Annotated in this window: 15 protein-coding genes; 8 read left to right on the forward strand and 7 right to left on the reverse strand. The window is 69.7% G+C overall.

What is annotated here, in order from left to right; all coding sequences use genetic code 11:
* The first annotated feature begins 159 nt into the window (after nucleotides 1-159).
* The 4 genes from cmdF to ACTWLT_RS08980 are packed head-to-tail and all read left to right on the forward strand — an operon-like array spanning nucleotide 160 to nucleotide 4,330.
* A complete protein-coding gene (gene cmdF, locus ACTWLT_RS08965; RefSeq protein ID WP_252418126.1) occupies nucleotides 160-1,761 on the forward strand; it encodes a tyrosine 2,3-aminomutase in 1,602 nt (533 codons plus the stop codon).
* 43 nt (nucleotides 1,762-1,804) lie between these two features.
* Nucleotides 1,805-3,184, forward strand: coding sequence for a condensation domain-containing protein (locus ACTWLT_RS08970; RefSeq protein WP_445317886.1), 1,380 nt, complete (start codon nucleotides 1,805-1,807; stop codon nucleotides 3,182-3,184).
* 28 nt (nucleotides 3,185-3,212) lie between these two features.
* A complete protein-coding gene (locus ACTWLT_RS08975; RefSeq protein ID WP_252418124.1) occupies nucleotides 3,213-3,479 on the forward strand; it encodes a phosphopantetheine-binding protein in 267 nt (88 codons plus the stop codon).
* Complete coding sequence (locus tag ACTWLT_RS08980) at nucleotides 3,479-4,330, forward strand: phytanoyl-CoA dioxygenase family protein (protein ID WP_445317887.1); 852 nt, start codon at nucleotides 3,479-3,481, stop codon at nucleotides 4,328-4,330. Before ACTWLT_RS08975 ends, ACTWLT_RS08980 begins: the two co-directional genes overlap by 1 nt.
* A 160-nt stretch (nucleotides 4,331-4,490) precedes the next feature.
* Here ACTWLT_RS08980 and ACTWLT_RS08985 read toward each other — a convergent pair whose 3' ends face one another.
* The 4 genes from ACTWLT_RS08985 to ACTWLT_RS09000 all read right to left on the reverse strand — a co-directional run bounded on the left by ACTWLT_RS08985 (nucleotide 4,491) and on the right by ACTWLT_RS09000 (nucleotide 9,280).
* Entirely contained in the window at nucleotides 4,491-5,084 is a 594-nt protein-coding gene (locus tag ACTWLT_RS08985; protein WP_256483044.1) for a dihydrofolate reductase family protein, read from the reverse strand.
* A gap of 135 nt (nucleotides 5,085-5,219) precedes the next feature.
* Nucleotides 5,220-5,705, reverse strand: coding sequence for an SRPBCC family protein (locus ACTWLT_RS08990; protein WP_445317888.1), 486 nt, complete (start codon nucleotides 5,703-5,705; stop codon nucleotides 5,220-5,222).
* A gap of 106 nt (nucleotides 5,706-5,811) precedes the next feature.
* Nucleotides 5,812-7,452, reverse strand: a complete 1,641-nt coding sequence (locus ACTWLT_RS08995; RefSeq protein WP_445317889.1) for a tannase/feruloyl esterase family alpha/beta hydrolase — start codon at nucleotides 7,450-7,452, stop codon at nucleotides 5,812-5,814.
* 253 nt (nucleotides 7,453-7,705) lie between these two features.
* A complete protein-coding gene (locus ACTWLT_RS09000; RefSeq protein ID WP_252418119.1) occupies nucleotides 7,706-9,280 on the reverse strand; it encodes an MFS transporter in 1,575 nt (524 codons plus the stop codon).
* A 245-nt stretch (nucleotides 9,281-9,525) separates the two neighbouring features.
* Here ACTWLT_RS09000 and ACTWLT_RS09005 point away from each other — a divergent pair, with 245 nt between their 5' ends.
* The gene (locus tag ACTWLT_RS09005) at nucleotides 9,526-10,182 is read left to right on the forward strand and encodes a dihydrofolate reductase family protein (protein WP_445317890.1); all 657 of its coding nucleotides are present in this window, start codon (nucleotides 9,526-9,528) and stop codon (nucleotides 10,180-10,182) included.
* Nucleotides 10,183-10,250: 68 nt separating this feature from the next.
* Nucleotides 10,251-10,592, forward strand: a complete 342-nt coding sequence (locus ACTWLT_RS09010; protein ID WP_252418117.1) for a YciI family protein — start codon at nucleotides 10,251-10,253, stop codon at nucleotides 10,590-10,592.
* A gap of 93 nt (nucleotides 10,593-10,685) precedes the next feature.
* On the opposite strand, the gene ACTWLT_RS09015 is transcribed toward ACTWLT_RS09010, so the two are convergent.
* Nucleotides 10,686-12,872: a molybdopterin-dependent oxidoreductase gene (locus tag ACTWLT_RS09015; RefSeq protein WP_445317891.1), complete on the reverse strand. Its 2,187-nt coding sequence runs from the start codon at nucleotides 12,870-12,872 to the stop codon at nucleotides 10,686-10,688.
* Between the two features lie 185 nt (nucleotides 12,873-13,057).
* On the opposite strand from ACTWLT_RS09015, the gene ACTWLT_RS09020 reads away from it, so the two are divergent.
* A complete protein-coding gene (locus ACTWLT_RS09020; RefSeq protein WP_445317892.1) occupies nucleotides 13,058-14,011 on the forward strand; it encodes a hypothetical protein in 954 nt (317 codons plus the stop codon).
* A 41-nt stretch (nucleotides 14,012-14,052) separates the two neighbouring features.
* Here ACTWLT_RS09020 and ACTWLT_RS09025 read toward each other — a convergent pair whose 3' ends face one another.
* Entirely contained in the window at nucleotides 14,053-14,487 is a 435-nt protein-coding gene (locus ACTWLT_RS09025; protein WP_445317893.1) for a DinB family protein, read from the reverse strand.
* The gene (locus ACTWLT_RS09030; protein ID WP_445317894.1) at nucleotides 14,415-15,530 is read right to left on the reverse strand and encodes a MerR family transcriptional regulator; all 1,116 of its coding nucleotides are present in this window, start codon (nucleotides 15,528-15,530) and stop codon (nucleotides 14,415-14,417) included. Before ACTWLT_RS09030 ends, ACTWLT_RS09025 begins: the two co-directional genes overlap by 73 nt.
* Before the next feature lie 242 nt (nucleotides 15,531-15,772).
* Here ACTWLT_RS09030 and ACTWLT_RS09035 point away from each other — a divergent pair, with 242 nt between their 5' ends.
* On the forward strand, nucleotides 15,773-16,348 hold the full coding sequence (locus ACTWLT_RS09035; RefSeq protein ID WP_445317895.1) for a carboxymuconolactone decarboxylase family protein: 576 nt from the start codon (nucleotides 15,773-15,775) through the stop codon (nucleotides 16,346-16,348).
* Nucleotides 16,349-16,387: the final 39 nt, after the last annotated feature.

A 16,387-nucleotide genomic window follows, 5' to 3' on the forward strand; every position in this document is an offset into this window, starting at 1 on the left:
GCGAGCCCACGATGAGCGATGAGGCCTTCGGGTCGAACCCGGTGACCAATGCGCGGCTCGGCGACGAGGTGAACGAACAGCGGCTGCTACCGCAGCCGGCGTCCATTCGTCGTCAGCACGCACAGCGCGGGCTGTCACGAACCAGTGAAGGAGTGCAACGTGGGTGTTCCTGAGAACACGTCGTCCGTCAACGTCGACGGCGAGAAGTTAACTGTCGCGGATGTTCGGGAAATCGCCGAAAACGGCGCGGCCTGCCACCTGGCGTCGGACGTGCTGGACAGAGCCGCCGTGAGCAGGGAAATGTTCGAGAACACCGTCCGAGAGGGCACTCCGGTCTACGGTGTGACGACCGGCTACGGCGAGATGATCTACATGCTGATCGGCACCTCGAAGGAGGTGCAGCTGCAGACCAACCTCGTCCGCAGCCACAGCGCGGGCGTCGGCCCGCTGTTCAGCGAGGACGTGGCCAGGGCCATCATGGTCGCCCGGCTGAACGGGCTGGCCAAGGGATACTCCGCGGTACGTGGCGAGTTGCTGGAGCGGCTCGCGCTCTACCTCAACCTCGGCATCACCCCGGCGATCCCGGAGATCGGGTCGCTCGGCGCCAGCGGAGACCTCGCACCGCTGGCACACATCGCCAGCGCCGTCATCGGCGAAGGGTACGTCCTCAGCGACGGCGGGCGCACCGAGACCGGCCCCGTGCTGAAGGGGCACGGCATCACGCCACTGGAACTCCGTTTCAAGGAGGGGCTGTCGCTCATCAACGGCACCTCGGCGATGACGGGCCTCGGGTGTCTGGTCGTCGGGCGGGCGCTCGAACAGGTACGACAGGCCGAGATCACCGCGGCGCTGGTGGTGGAGGCTCTGCTCGGCTCGACCAGCCCGTTCCAGTCGGACGGGCACGACGTCGCCCGGCCGCACCGGGGCCAGATCGACAGCGCGGCCAACATGCGGGCGATGCTCACGGGCACCGGCCTCGCACTCGACCACGCCGACCTGCGCCGTCAGGCCCAGGCACAGCAGACCGGAGAGGTCTCGCGCACCGACGTCTACATCCAGAAGGCGTACACGCTGCGGGCCATCCCGCAGGTCGTCGGCGCGGTCCGGGACACGCTGTACCACGCGTCGGACACGATCGAGGTCGAGCTGAACTCCGCCAACGACAACCCGCTGTTCTTCCCGGGCAAGGAGGTCTTCCACGGCGCGAACTTCCACGGCCAGCCGGTCGCGTTCGTGATGGACTACGTCACGATCGCCCTGACCCAACTGGGCGTCTTCTCCGAGCGCCGGACCAACCGGCTGCTCAACCGGCACCTGTCGAGCCTGCCGGAGTTCCTCGTCGCATCCGGCCAGCCCGGGCTCAACAGCGGTTTCGCGGGTGCGCAGTACCCGGCGACCGCGCTGGTCGCCGAGAACCGGACCATCGCCCCGGCGAGCACCCAGAGCGTGCCCTCCAACGGCGACAACCAGGACGTCGTCAGCATGGGCCTGATCTCGGCCCGCAACGCGCGCCGGGTGCTGACGAACAACAACTACATCCTGGCGGTGGAGCTGCTGGCGGCCGCGCAGGCCATCGACGTGGCCAAGCGGTACGGCCAGCTCAGCCCGGTCGGCAAGGCGACCCACGACATCGTTCGCTCGCTCGCGCCGACCCTGGACCGGGACCGCTTCATGTCCGACGAGATCGAGTCGGTGGCCGCCGCGCTGTCCCGCGGGGCGTTCCTGGAGGCAGCCCGTTCCAACGCCATCGAGCTGCGTTGACCGGCCGTGGTCGTCGATCCATTCGAGGAGGGGCTGAGAGGCCATGACATCCATTGACGCCGAGGCGGCGGTCTCACCCGAGGAGACCGATCACATTCCGCTGTCGTTCAACCAGGATTTCCTGTGCATGTTCGACCAGGGCGATGACAGAGGGCCCTTCGGTCCGCGCTACAGCATCGTGTACGGGTGGCGCGTACGCGGCGCCATCGACGTCGATGTGCTGGGCGAGGCGCTGTTCCGCGTCGTACGCCGGCACGAGGCGCTGCGCACCGTGGTCGTCCGGGCCGAACAGGACCGGCACCAGCGGGTTCTCCCGGCGAGCCCGCCGCGTCTGCGGGTCGTCGACCTGCGGCACGTCGATCCGGCCGACCGGGATCGTCGGGCCGAGGAGCTGCTGATCGAGCTCGAAGCCGGCGACTACCCGGTCTCCGACCTGCCGCTGGTGCAGGTCGTCCTGGCGCAGTTCAGTGACGACGACGCGGTCCTGGTGCTCACCGCGCACCACACGGCCGTCGACGGATGGTCCATGCACGTGCTCATCCAGGACCTCGCGGTGAGCTACGGCGCGGCGCGGGGGCACGACGTGCCCGACCTGGTGGAGCCGGCTCAGTACCGGGAGTACGTGGCCTGGGAACGACAGCGTGCCAGCGATTCAGCCGCGACGGCCAGGTCCCGTGACTACTGGCGGAAGAAGCTGCAGGGTGCGGAGATTCTCGGGCTGCGCACGGACTGGCCGAAGTCCGTCGGGCGTCCGAAGGACACGGCGGCCCACCGGTTCCTGGTCGACCCGGACGTCACCTCGGCCGCCCTGGGCCTGGCGAAGGACACCCGCAGCTCCGCGTTCATGGTCATGCTCGCCGCGTACAAGGTGTTTCTCCGGGACGCCACGGGGGCCACCGACATCGTGGTGCCGACACTCGCGTCCAACCGCGGCGAGGCCCGGTTCCAGCAGACCGTGGGCAGCTTCTTCAACTTCATTCCACTCCGGACGGATCTGGGTGGATGCTCGACGTTCCGGGAGGTGCTCAAGCGCACACGCGCGGCCTGCCTCGAGGCCTACGCACACCAGATCCCCTTTGCCCAGGTCATGGCCGACTCCCCCAACCTCGGCCGCACCTTCATGGCCGACGATCTCGCCGTCTACCCCTTCCAGGTCTTCCAGTTCCCCTACGTCATGAGCGGCGAGCTGATCGGTGACCTGGAGTTCTCCGAAATACGCCGGCGGCTGCTGCCTCAGGACGTCGGCCCAGAAGTGCCGGACGGTGCGCTGTGGACGCTGGATCTCGATTCGGCCAATCACGACCTGGTCGGTTGCCTGCAGTACAACACGAACGTGATACGCGGGGAATCAGCGAACGAGCTGGTGCTCGCCTATCTCCGGGTGCTCCGGAGAGCGGTCCTGGCACCGGACGCCCAATTGTGATCCGTCTACCCCATTCCGGAGGACGCCGATGAGCAGCGACATCGACAAGAAGGTCGAACAGATCTGGAAAGACATTTTCAAGGTGCCGAGCGGGCAGGAAGACGCCACATTCTTCGAATTGGGTGGGGAGTCCATCTCGGCGGTCCGCCTGGTGTCCCGCATCGAGGAGGAGCTCGATGTCTGGATCGACATCGGCGACATCTTCGAGGAGGACCCGAACCTGGAGTCGCTGGCGTCGGCGGTGAGGGCCAAGGCGGCGGGGACCGTGAACCTCGCGAAGACGGGTGACGCGTGATGCGTGATCTGATGCGGGTCGGTCCCGATGCCGACCTGACCGAGGTGGTCGACATCCTGGAGCGTGACGGTGCGGTCGTCGTCGAGAACTTCGTCGACGGCGGCACCCTCGCGGCGCTCTGGGCCGACTTCGGCCCGTCACTCGATGCCCAGAGCTTCGAGGACAGCTGGTACAACGGAACCCGGACCAAGCGGGTGTCCTCACTGTTCGCCCGCACGACCCACCTGACGCCGGTGGTGACCCAGCAGCTCTACCTGGGCGCCGCCCGCGCCATCATGCAGAAGCCGGTGCCGATGTGGATCGGCAAATCCCGGGTGGAGATGACTCCCTCGATCCAGATCAGCGGCACCCAGGTGATCCAGATCTGGCCCGGTCAGGGCAGGCAGCCGCTGCACCGGGACGACGCGCTGCACCTGCGCCGGCACCCGGGCCCGACCAGTCGGGTCCAGCTGATGCTCGCCATGAGCGACTTCACCGCCCAGAACGGCGCCACGTTGATGATCCCGGGGAGCCACCTCTGGGATGACGAGCGGGCTCCGCTGCAGGAGGAAGCCCTCCCGTCCGAGATGGCGGCCGGTTCGGGCCTGATCTGGCTGGGGGGGACCTACCACGGCGGCGGCAAGAACGTGAGCGACGCCCCACGGACCGGCCTGACCCTCGCGTTGGACCTCGGCAACCTCCGCCAGGAGGAGAATCAGTACCTGGCGGTGCCGCGGGAGTCCGTCCTGGCGTACCCGCCGGAGGTGCGCCGGCTCCTCGGGTACGACCGGTGCCCGCCGGGCCTCGGCTGGTACGAGATGGAAGACCCGTTCGACCTCGTGTCATCCGACGAACCCACCGCGGTCCGGTAACCACCATCGGGTGCGCGAGTGCGGCGGCCGGCGGGAGATCCGCAGGCCGCCGCATCGCTGTGCGGACCGACCGGGCCGGGGCCGCACAGGGGCTGGGCGGGCCGACCGCATGGCGAAGGGCGGACACCGGAAACCGGTGCCCGCCCCTGCTTGGTGATCTCTAGGACTCGGCCGTGGTGTAGGTCGCGATGATGACGCCGGTGCTCGTCACCTGGCTGTCGGCGAGCCGCAACTGCCGGAAGGTGCCGTTGTCGGGGAAGAGGCGCTTGCCACCCCCGACGAGGACCGGGTCGATGAGGAGTCGAAGCTCGTCGACGAGGTTGTGCTCGATGAGGGTGCGGGTCAGCTGGGCGCTGCCGACGACGTGGAGGTCGCCGCCGTCCTCTTCCTTCAGCGACGCCACTGCCTTGACGACGTCGCCGTCGAGGACAGTGGAGTTCTGCCAGGTGAGCGGTTCGTTGAGCGTCGTCGAGGCGACGTACTTCGGCCGATTGTTGAGCACGTCGGCGAGGGTGGCCAGCTCGTCGGGAGCGGTCGGCCAGAACGATGCGAAGATCTCGTACGTGCGGCGGCCGAACAGAAAGCCAGCAGTTTCGAGCGTGGTCTTGTTGACCCAGTTCGTCGACATTTCGTCCATGTGGCGCATGTGCCAGCCGCCGTGCTGGAAGCCGCCGTCGCTGTCCTCTCCGTCATGGCCGGGAGCCTGAACGACCCCGTCGAGCGTCATGAATTCATCTGCGATCAGTTTCCGCATGTTCGGTCTCCTACCGGTCGCTTGCGTCACCGTACATTTTGCCACAAAACCGGCGGGAGGTACGCCGATGACGCACCACTTTGCACGATCGGCCAATGGGCGGCTGCAATGACCGCCACGGATGAGGCGCCGCGGTTATCTGCTCGTCGCGAGAAGGTCGGCGAGCTTGTCGAACATCTCGTGCCAGGTGCCCTGGGACATCTCCACCATGTCGACGCCGGCGATCGAGGTGACGTCCAGGGTCAGCTCGGTCTTACCGTCCTTCTCGGACAGCGTCATCTTGCCGACGACGAACTTGATGACCGGCCAGCACGGGACCGGTTCGGTGTACATGAACCGCTGGTTGGGCTCCCACAGGAGGACGCGCGCGTCCTGCGGCACCGCGTCGTTGTCCGGCGAGTACATGGTCAGCTTGAACTGGCCGCCGACGAAGGGCTCGAAGGTGATCTCCTCCAGCGGCGTGCGGAACCCGCTCGGACCCCACCACTGGGTGATCAGCTCGGGCGTGGTCCAGGCGGCCCAGATCTGCTCGGGCGTGGCGTCGAACTCACGGGTGACGACCACGTTCTGGAGCCACGGCTCCGGCTCGGTCTGGGTGGCCTCGGTCAGAGTCTCGGTCATCGGGTTTTCCTTTCCTCTGCAGGGCGGGTGTTCCGGGTCGGCCGCGGCGCGCGGTGGTGCGACGCGGCCGACCCGGATCGTGTGTCTGTCGGGGCGACGACGAGGGTCAGCGGGCCACCGGCCCCGGCCGGTGGTAGAGGTCCTCGCCGGCCCAGTGGATGACGTCGTTCAGTCGGCCCGGGGGGCGGACAGGAACGAAGTTCCGCGCCTCGTCCACACTGCCGGTGCCGTCGTAACGCGCCACCAACGGGTACGGATAGACCGGACGGGTGCGCGGGCCCCCTTCGGGGTTGGTGCCGGTGGCGACGATGCCGACCGGGGCCCGACCGCGCTCGACCCAGTCGACCAGCGCGTTGAAGGTCTCGAACTCGGTCAGCCGGGACCCGCCGGTCCAGGCGTGGTACTTCGACGGGATCACGTATGTGCGCAGCCACTGCTGGGTGGCCTGCAGGCCGCCCGAGCGCTGCCACACCCGCTGGTAGTAGTCCAGCATGCCCACCGCCGGGATGGACTGGTCGTCCCAGCCGCTCCACATGATCAGTTTGCCGCCGGAGCGACGGAACTCCCGCATGTCCAGGCTCGCGGCGTTGCCCGCGATGCTCTCGGGCTTCAGCCGGCGCAGCTCCTCGACCGTGAACTCGATCTCGGCCAGCGAGGACTGCGGCCTGCCGATCGGGTACGCCATGTACTGCAGGAACTGGTCGGGGAACGGCCGGGCCGAGCTGAATTCGTTCGGGACGAGGTGGCCGTCCCAGGACAGCTCCGAGCCACGGGTCTGCCAGCCGGGGTAGAGGCGGGTTCCGTCCGGATCCCGCGGCCCGTCGTACAGCTTGCGCACGACGGCGACCTGCGCCGGCGTCAGGCAGTCCGGGTCGTCGGTGCCGGCCGAGCACTGGACGGTGCCCGGGTCGAACCGGCACCTTCGTGGGTCGTCGAGCTGACCGTCGACCAGGCCGTCGAGATGGTCGCAGGCGGCGAGCACCGCAGCGTGCAGCGCGGGGAGCTTCTCGCGGGTCAGGATCGACTGGCCGTCGGCGCCCATGTTGGTCTTGGCGGCGAAGGCGATGTAGATCCCGTTGAGCGGGCCGAGGAAGATCGCGGGTGAACCGACGCTGATCCCGTCGAAGTCGTGCGGGTAGCGCTGGGCGAGGATCAGGCCCTCCCGCCCGCCGGTCGAGCAGCCGAAGAAGTACGACTGCTTCGGCGGCGCCCCGTAGAACCGCTGGATGAGCTTCTTGACGGCCACGGACACCACGTGCGGCGCACGGAAGTAGAAGTCGTCCCGGGCGGCCTGGTTGTCCTCCGCCCAGCTGGCGTCGGAGATGTTGGCCGGGAAGTCGCCCTTGCCCACGTGCCCGTCATCGGTCTGCGCCACGGCGAGGTCCGGATTACGTGGCCCGCATTCCGGGGGCGCCTGTTCCATGACACCACATTCGCCGGGGCACCCGTGCTGGACGTACCGCCCCCGGTAGGTGTCGGTGGGCAGGCGCAGCTTGAAGTTCACCGCGGGCTCGACGTAGCCGCGAACGTCACACTGGGCGGGCTCGGTCCCGTTCGCCTCGACCAGCGTTGCCGATACCACGTGTGTCGCCGCCCCGGGAATGGCGTAGTCCCGGACCAGCTCGGCGCATCCGCGGACCGGCCGGATCACGCCGGGTGCCACCGGGGCGGCCTGGGCAGGCGCCACCACCATCGTGGTCATCACGGCCATGGTGGCGGCCTGCGCCAGGAATGCGGTTAATCGCATCGGTTCCCTCCACTGACGTCGTGGTCGGCAATTCGGATCACTGGTAAGTCTCGACGAGCAGGCCCGACGGTCGCCCCTCCGAGAGTGCGCAGAGCAGCGAAACCCGCGCACTCACCGGGCGGCTCCCGGTGAACCGGCGGGTGCGACCCGCCCGGTTCGCCGGGAGCCCCGGCGGACGCCCACGCGGGCGCACCGTCGTCACGGGACCAGGCTCACCGGACCGGACTCATCGGACCGGCCCACCCGGGACGGCTCAGGCGACCTTCTCCGCCCCGACCGGCGCAGCCGGGTCGGGCTCGGGCGGCGGCGCGGCCTGGCCGAAGGGCGGCACGTTCCTGAGCTTCGAGATCACCAGGAGCCCGCTCAGGACGTACAGCACGACGCCGATGATGGCCATCACCTGCACACCGTTGACGAAGGCGTTCTGAGCCGAGGCCAGCAGCGCGCCGGCCTGGTCGACGGGCAGGTCCGGAGCCGTCACCGCCGCCCCCGCGAGGCTGTCGCCGGCGACGGCGGCCTGGTCGGCGGGGACGCCGCCCGGGACGTCGACCGTGCCGCGGTACACGGCGGTGGCCACGGTGCCCAGCAGCGCCAGACCGAGCGTGCCGCCGAACTCGAGGCACAGCTGCGCGAGCGAGCCCGCGGAGCCCATCTTCTCCGGCGGCGCGTTGCCGACCACCAGTCCGGTGCCCAGACCGACGGACGCGGTGCCGAACAAGGAGGCCAGCACGAAGCCGGTGACCAGCAGCCACGTGCCGTTCTCCACCGACACCTGGGTCATTGCGACGTACACCAGGGCGGCGAGGAGCACACCGACGCCGATGACGTTGCCCGGCCGGTACCTGGCGGCGAGCTTCGGTGCCACCTGCATGCCCACCGCACCGGCCAGCATGCCCGGGATCATCAGCAGGGCCGCCTCCAGCGGGCTGAAGCCCCGCACGAGCTGGAAGTACAGCAGCATGAGCAGCATCAGGCCGCCGCCGACACCGCTGAAGATGAGCGAGTTGGTCAGGGTCGCGCTGATGACACCGTTCTTGAACAGCTTCAGGTCCAGCAGCGGCTCGGCCAGCCGGTTCTGCCGGCGGACGAACAGCACGGCGAACACGAGGCCGACGACCAGTGCCAGCACCGGCACCGGCTCCCAGCCGGTGCGGACCAACTCCTTGATGCCGTAGATGATCGGGAGCAGTGCCAGCAACGACAGGCCGACGCTCACGTAGTCGATCTTGCCCGCGTTCGGGTTGCTGAACTCGGGCAGGTACTTCGGCCCGAGCACCAGCATGACCACGAGGAACGGGACGGCGACCAGGAACACCGATCCCCACCAGAAATGCTCCAGCAGCAGACCGCCGAGCGCCGGCCCGAAGCTGGCGCCCAGGGTGTAGACACCGCCCCAGATCCCGAAGGCGGTGGCGCGCTGCCTCGGGTCCGCGAACAGCGCGCCGATGAGCCCGATGGTCGAGGGCATCAGCGTGGCACCGGCGATGCCCAGGGCGGCCCGGGCCAGGAGCAGCAGCTCGATGGTCGGGGCGAAGGCCGTCAGCACCGACCCCACGGTGAACAACGCTCCACCGATCATCAGCAGCTTGCGCCGGCCGATGCGGTCACCGAGCGTCCCCATGGAGATCAGGAACCCGGCCAGCAGGAACCCGTAGATGTCGGAGGCCCACAGTTGCTGGACGCTGTTGGCGCCCAGGTCGCCTGCCAGCGCCGGGAGCGCCAGGAGCAGCACGAACAGGTCGACGGCAATGATGAACGTCGGCAGGGCGAGCACGGCCAGCCCGATCCACGCCGCCCTTCCCGCCTTCGGTGGAGCTTCTGCAGTCACTTCTGTGGTCCTTTCGTACCTCACTCATGGTCGAAACCGGGGGGCGGAGGGTTCGCCGCGCCGGCACGGCGAACCCTCCGTCCCGCACTGACGACGAACGACCGGCCCGAAAATCGACAGCCTCCGGCCACCGACTTTTGCGTGTCCTGTTCGCGCCGGTCCCGGCGACCGGATACCTTCCGCTGCGGACCATCCACCATGCGCACCACCTCGGCGTACGACGGAGCAATCGGGAGGATGCGGTCATGCCCCGCGACGACGCACCATGGGCTCCCGCCCAGCCGGGCGTCTGGGCCGAGCCGAGCGTGGGAGGCATGATGGGAAAGGTCGTCTTCGACATCACGATGTCGCTGGACGGATTCATCACGGGTGCGAACGACAGCCCGGAGCGTCCGCTGGGCGAGGGCGGCGAACGACTCCATGACTGGATCTCCAGCGGCCGGACGGACGAGGACACCACGGTCCTGGACGAGCTGTTCGCGTCCGGCGCCGTGGTGGCCGGCCGGCGGACCTATGACATCTCCACCGGACCGAACGGGTGGGGCGACGGTCCGCTGGGCAGGACACCGGTGTTCGTGGTGTCCCACGACCGTCCCGAGAAGGTGCCCGACGGCGGCGCCGTGTTCACCTTCGCGTCCGACATCCGCAGCGCTCTGCGGCAGGCGCAGGCGGCGGCCGCCGACAAGCCGGTCTACGTGATGGGCGGCGCGGACGTCGCACAGCAGTACCTGGCCGCCGGGCTCCTCGACGAGGTGCAGATCCACCTCGCACCGGTGCTGCTGGGACGCGGCGTCCGGCTGTTCGAGCGCCCCGGCCTGGACCGGGTCAGGATGGAATCCACCCGGGTGATCGAGACTCCCTGCGCGACGCACATCAGATACCGCGTCGTGACGGGAGGGTGACGCACCCGCGGCGCACCGCAACCGACCGGGCCGCTCCGCCGGCCAGACACGAAGGAGGGAACTTCCCCATGGCGCAGTACGCCGTTCTCCTGTACCTGCCCGCGCCCGCCGACCCGATGGAGACCCCGCCGGAGGAGACCGAGGCGCACATGCGGTTCGGCAAGCAGGTCGAGGAGCTGGGCGGTCAACTCCTGACGCCGCAGGCGCTGCAGTCCAGCGCCACCGCGACCTCGATCCGGGACGGAGTGTTCGTCGACGGGCCGTTCATCGAGGCGAAAGAGGTGCTCGCCGGGTTCTTCGTGCTGGAGGCACGGGATCTGGACCATGCGTTGCAGATCGCCAAGTTGGTGCCGACGCGCTCCCCGGGCGGCGTGGAGGTCAGGCCGCTGTTCACTCCCCCGGCGGAATGACTCGAAGCATCTCCGCTGAGGTCGTGCAGCCCGTTCTGCACCACAGCCCCGCCCGGGTCCACCGGGCGGGGCTGTCGCGTCGCGGGCGCGTCGCTACGGCCGCGGGCTGTCCCGGCACGGGCTGAGGGCGACCGGTATCCCGTTGAACACGGCGTTGCCGGAGAGCGGGTCGATGACCGTGTCGTTGGTCAACGCGTTGGCGTTGACCCCGGGCTGGCGGGCGGCCACCCGCTGGGTGGTGTCCGAGTGCCCCCAGCCGTGCGGCAGGCTGACCACTCCCGGCATGATCGACTCGGTGGGCTCCAACGGCACCACCACCTCGCCGGTGGCCGAGCGCACCCGGGCCTGCCCGTCCAGCCCGAAGCGCGCCACGTCGTGCGGGTGGATGTGCAGCGTGCACCGGTTGCTGCCGCCGGCCAGCGGCGCCACGTTGTGCAGCCAACTGTTGTTGGACCGCAGCTGTCGCCGGCCGATGAGCACCACCTCCGGCGGTGTCTCGGCGAGTCGGGCACGCAGCCGCGCGGCGTCCTCGACCAGCGCCGCGGGGGCCAGCTCCACCGTGCGGGACGCGGTGCACAGCAGCTCGCCGAGGCGCGGCCGCAGCGCTCCGAGGTCGATGCCGTGCGGGTTCGCCCTCAGGTCGGCCAGCGTCAGCCCGTACGAGCCGAGCCGGAGCATCGCGTCCAGCAGCACCTCCGGCCCACTCTCGCCGGTCAGCGCCGATCGCACGGCGGCCGGGTCCTGCCCGTACAGCGGCGAGCTCGGCGTGCGTACGCCGCCGCCGATCATCTCGCCGAGCATCATCTCGTCCAGCAGGTCCGGGTCGGCGTCCGCACCCTGCCCGGAGGCGATCATCGTGAGCCGCTTCATGATCTCGGCTTCCGAGCGCTGATCCGGGGCCAACGGCAGCACCGGCGGGGAGAACCGCGTGTAGTTGCGCACCGTCACGGTGAGCAGCAGGAAGTCGTAGTGCGGCATCTGCATGATGCGCGGCGGGGGCAGGATCACGTCGGCGTGCCGGGTGGTCTCGTTCAGGTACGGGTCGACGCAGACCATGAACTCCAGGTCCTCCAGTGCCCGGCCCAACCGGGGGCCGTTCGGCGCGGAGAGCACCGGGTTGCCGGCGACCGTGACCAGGGCACGGACCTGGCCCTCGCCCGGGGTGTCGATCTCGTCGGCCAGGGTGGCCACCGGCAGCTCACCGAGGACTTCGGGCAGCCCGCGTACCCGGCTGCGCCAGCGACCCGACACCCACGGCTCGCCGGTGCGCATGACCTCGGCGGTGGCGGTCTTCGGGAACATCACCCCGCCCGGCCGGTCCAGGTTGCCGGTCAGCACGTTGATCACGTCGACCAGCCACTGGGTGAGCGTGCCGAATTCGGCGGTGCAGGTGCCGACCCGGGAGTAGACCACCGCGGTGGGCGCGCCGGCCAGTTCGCGGGCCAGGCGCACGACCGCCTCGGCGGGCACCCCGCAGACCGGCGCCACCGCGGCCGGGCTGAACGCCCCGGCCAGGTCGCGCAGCTCGGCGAGGCCACTCACCGGTACCTCGACCGAGGTCAACCCCTCCGCGAGCAGCGTGTGCACGATGCCGAAGAGCAGGTAGGCGTCGGTGCCGGGACGGATGAACAGGTGCTCGTCGGCTACTGCGGCGGTGCGGGTACGCCGCGGGTCGACCACCACCAGTCGCCCGCCGCGCTCACGCAGCGCCCTGAGCCGGCCGGCGAAGTCCGGGGCGGCGCAGAGCGAGCCGTGCGACTCCACCGGGTTGGCGCCGAGGATCAGCAGGTAGTCGGTGCGGTCCAGATCGGGCACGGGGATGGCGAACGGATCGCCGAAGAGCAGGCCGCACGAGACGTGCTTGGGCATCTGGTCGATGGTGCTGGCGGAGAAGACGTTGCGCGTACCGAGCGACTGGGCCAGCGGCCCCCGGTACAGGATGCCGGCCATGGTGTGGAAGGTCGGGTTGCCGAGGTAGACGGCGAGCGACTGCCGACCGTGCGCCTCGATGACGCGTCGCAGCCCCTGGTCGACGGCGTGGAACGCCTCGTCCCAGCCGACCTCGCGCAACTCGCCGTCGACACGGACCAGCGGCAGACGCAGGCGGTCCGGATCCGCGTCGATGTGCCCCAGGCTCGCGCCCTTGGGGCAGAGGTAGCCGCGTGAGAACGGGTCCTCCGGGTCCCCCTTGACCGAGGTGACCCGCCCGTCATCGGCCAGGCTGAGCCGCAGCCCGCAGACGGCGTCGCAGATCGGGCAGGTTCGGTAGGCGGTTGTCATGGCGCCATCCTGACCCGGGGTGGCGCTGCCACGGATACGCAGAATTGCGCTCCTGCCGTCGCCCGCGTCCCGCGAGACCAGCGGAGCGGCTACTGAGCACGCTGAGAGAACCGGCTCCGCCGTACGCCGCATAGCTTGTGTGCACGCACGCCGTCCGAGTCGGCTCTCGCACAGAAGAGAATGAGATGACATCGCGCAGTGTCACCAGAACCGATCCTGGGTCCACGCCGGCGGATTTCGTCCGGCTCGCACCGGCTCGTCGGCTACGGATCGCGCTTCTCAGCGCGGCGGCGGGCGTCCTGCTCGCGGTGCTCTGGTCGTTCGAGTTCGTCGACTCGGTGATCGGCGACAACGTCGCCAACACCGTCCTGGGCCATGACGCCAAGGCCACCGCCATCGGCGGCACCGTCGCGGGGCTGGTCTTCGCGTTCGTGTCGGGCTTCGCCGGCACCTTCACCGCCTGCAACATCGCCATGGTGGCCGCGGTGGGTCCGATGAGCACGGTGGGTGCGGACGACCGCGCCCCGACCGCCTCCCACACGGTACGCGCGCTGCTGCGTCCCGTCGGTTGGCTGACCGTCGGCATGCTCGCCGTGTCGGCGTCCTACGGCGCGCTCGGTGTGCTGCTCGGCGACCGCCTGCCCCAACTGTCGACGGACACGGTCGACGGGATGCCGGTCCGCCTGATCCAGTCGTCGGTGGTGTTCGGCCTGATCGGGCTGGCGCTGACCTATCTCGGACTGGCGGCACTCGGCGCGTTGCCCGACATCTTCGCCAACCGGCCGGTGACCCGGCTCGTCGCACTCGGTGCCCTGGTCGGCGGCTTCGTCGTCGGCCGGCCGTACCCGCTGTTCAACAAGCTGTTCCACTGGGCCGTGGATACCGGCAACCCCCTCTACGGCGCGCTGGCGTTCTCCCTGCAGTCGCTCGGCAACGTCCTCGTCGTGACACTCATCTTCGCGGTCCTGGTGCTCGTGACCCGCGGCGGCTTCCTGCGCTGGATCGCGGCGCCCACCCGGGCCGCCGTCCTGACCGGCGCGCTTCTCGTCGCGTTGGGCGTGTTCACCGTCGTCTACTGGGACCTTCGGGTGCCGGCGCTCTTCGGCGTCGGTTGGTTCCCGACGATGCCGTACAACTGACCCGCCACACCGGGGCACCCGCACCGGTGTGGGTGCCCGCGCTACTCGCTCAGCACCTGCTCGCGCAGGATGTCCGCGTGCCCGCAGTGCTGGGCGAGTTCGCGCAGCATGTGGAGGTACACCCAGCGCAGCGGGAGTGGACCGCGTCGGTTGCCGTGCACCAGGTCGCCCAGCCCGAGGGAGACCGTCGCGCGGCGGGACGCTTCGCATGCCTCGAACGACTCGTCCGGCGTCGCGGGCATCCCGATCTCGGCGCGCGATCGGCACGTGACGGCTTCGTCGAACCAGACCCTCTCCACGAAGGTCGCGTGCTTCACCAAGCCCAGCAGGGTGGTCCGGGACGGCACCAACGATCGGCGCGCCTGTTCCTCCGTCAGCCCGTCCAAGCAGTCCACACGGTGGTTCAGGCTGTGAGCAGGCGCAGTCCGAGCTCCGCCGTGTCGAGGGCGACGAGGTCGCGGTTGCGCTCGGCCCACCGGCCTGAGGAGAGGTCCTCGCGGAGTGTGCGGACCGCCCGTTGCTCAGCCTGCGGTCCGACTCTGGTCCACACCGAAACCGCGCGGCGTACATGGTCGTCCAGGTATGCCTCCGGCCGCCGCCAGTACGCCTCGAAGAAGCCGTCCGCGCAGTCCCAGGGGACGAGTACCGGCTCCGCGCGTCCTCCGATGGCGCGGGTCAGGTCGGCCAGGGACGGCCAGCCGACGAGGAGGTCTGCGAACTCGGGCAGGTAGTCGCGGGTGAGCCAGAACCGCTGACGCCAGCCCGTGTCATCGGCGTCGTACGTGAACACCACCACGCGGCGGGCCACACGCCGCATCTCCCGCAGCCCGGCGACCGGGTCGGGCCAGTGGTGCACGGTGCTGACCGCCATCGCGGCGTCGAAGGACTGGTCCTCGAACGGCAGACTCTCCGCCGCGGCGGCCACACACGGCGCCGCGCCCACGGGACGCTGCGCCCGCATGACCGCCGACGGTTCGACGGCCGTGACGTCGCGGTCGGGTGGCTCGTAGGAGCCGGTGCCAGCCCCGACGTTCAGCACCGTTCGCGCATCCCCCAGCGCGTCCCAGATGCGCGCGGCGATCCGTGGCTCGGTGCGTCGCGTCGCTGGGTAGGCGGATCCGATGGCGTCGTACAACCGCGCGCCGAACACTGTCAGTTGCTCCTCCGGCGTCGTCCTGATTCCCATTGCTCGTGCCTCCAGTTCCCTGTCTATGGCCGTCACCATGGCGGCAGCGCGGTCGCGCTGGTCCATCAGCAGGCCGCGCAGCCGGCACAGGTGCGCGACCGCGTCGGTGGCCGGGTCGTGCACCAGGTCCGCGATCTCCCGCAGTCCGAAGCCGAGCCGCCGGTAGGCGAGCACCTCCCGGAGTCGCTCCACATCGTGCGCGGAGTAGGCCCGGTGCCCGGCCGCGCTCCGCGCGGACGGCTCCAGGAGGCCGATCTCGTCGTAGTGATGCAGCGTGCGGACGCTGACGCCGGCCAACTCCGCCACACGCCCCACGGTCAGGTGCTCCTCCACGCCACCGACTATGTGGCATGACGCCGCGTGAGGAGCAAGCGTCACCGGCGGCGAAAGCCGAGGATCCGGGAACGCACGCCGGTTTCTGGAACAGAGCACGATTGAATAAGCGCGGCCGGCGAACGAAATGAGATCGTGGCGGCGCGACGCGGCGGCGGCCGCGCGCCCCGGCGCCGGCAGCCGTCTTCGGCAGGAGCGCCGCCCGACCGGGCCACGTCTCACGGCTGAGAGGCATGACAACCATGGCGCACATCGATCTGGGGATCGACGAGAAGCAGTTTCCCGGCATATCCGGTCCGATGCGGTACCGCCCGGAGACGGCGAAGCCGCTCAACGAGCTGGCCGAGGTGCTGCTGCGCGCCCCGCACTCACTCCCGGCCGGCGAGCGCGAACTGATCGCGGCGTACGTCTCCGGGCGCAACGAGTGCACCTTCTGCTGTGCGTCGCACTCGGCGTTCGCCGCGGCACAGCTCGACGAGGGGATGCCCCTCGTCGACCACGTACGCGCCGACCTCGACAGCGCCCCGATCTCGGCCAAACTGCGGGCGCTGCTGCGTATCGCCGGCGCGGTACAGATCAGCGGCCGCAACGTCACCGCCGAGCTGGTCGCCAACGCCCGCGCGGAGGGCGCCAGCGACCTGGAGATCCACGACACCGTCCTGATCGCCGCCGCGTTCTGCATGTTCAACCGGTACGTCGACGGGCTCGGCACCTTCGCGCCCGAGGGTCAGGACGCCTACGCCGAGTCCACGCGTCGGATCGTCGAGTTCGGCTACGGATCGGCCAGCGTGCGGCCGGCGGGTGAACCGGCTGCCTGAGCACAGCCAAGGGTGACCACACCCCGATCCCCCTGCGAT

The organism is Micromonospora yongxingensis, from assembly GCF_052601155.1.

Excerpts from the sequence above, each read along its gene's own strand:
- ACTWLT_RS09015 (WP_445317891.1), bottom strand. The coding sequence starts at position 12,872 with ATGACAACCGCCTACCGAACCTGCCCGATCTGCGACGCCGTCTGCGGG.
- ACTWLT_RS08980 (WP_445317887.1), top strand. The coding sequence starts at position 3,479 with ATGCGTGATCTGATGCGGGTCGGTCCCGATGCCGACCTGACCGAGGTG.
- ACTWLT_RS09020 (WP_445317892.1), top strand. The coding sequence starts at position 13,058 with ATGACATCGCGCAGTGTCACCAGAACCGATCCTGGGTCCACGCCGGCG.
- ACTWLT_RS09035 (WP_445317895.1), top strand. The coding sequence starts at position 15,773 with ATGGCGCACATCGATCTGGGGATCGACGAGAAGCAGTTTCCCGGCATA.
- ACTWLT_RS08975 (WP_252418124.1), top strand. The coding sequence starts at position 3,213 with ATGAGCAGCGACATCGACAAGAAGGTCGAACAGATCTGGAAAGACATT.
- ACTWLT_RS08995 (WP_445317889.1), bottom strand. The coding sequence starts at position 7,452 with ATGCGATTAACCGCATTCCTGGCGCAGGCCGCCACCATGGCCGTGATG.
- ACTWLT_RS09005 (WP_445317890.1), top strand. The coding sequence starts at position 9,526 with ATGCCCCGCGACGACGCACCATGGGCTCCCGCCCAGCCGGGCGTCTGG.
- ACTWLT_RS08990 (WP_445317888.1), bottom strand. The coding sequence starts at position 5,705 with ATGACCGAGACTCTGACCGAGGCCACCCAGACCGAGCCGGAGCCGTGG.
- ACTWLT_RS09010 (WP_252418117.1), top strand. The coding sequence starts at position 10,251 with ATGGCGCAGTACGCCGTTCTCCTGTACCTGCCCGCGCCCGCCGACCCG.
- ACTWLT_RS08985 (WP_256483044.1), bottom strand. The coding sequence starts at position 5,084 with ATGCGGAAACTGATCGCAGATGAATTCATGACGCTCGACGGGGTCGTT.
- ACTWLT_RS08970 (WP_445317886.1), top strand. The coding sequence starts at position 1,805 with ATGACATCCATTGACGCCGAGGCGGCGGTCTCACCCGAGGAGACCGAT.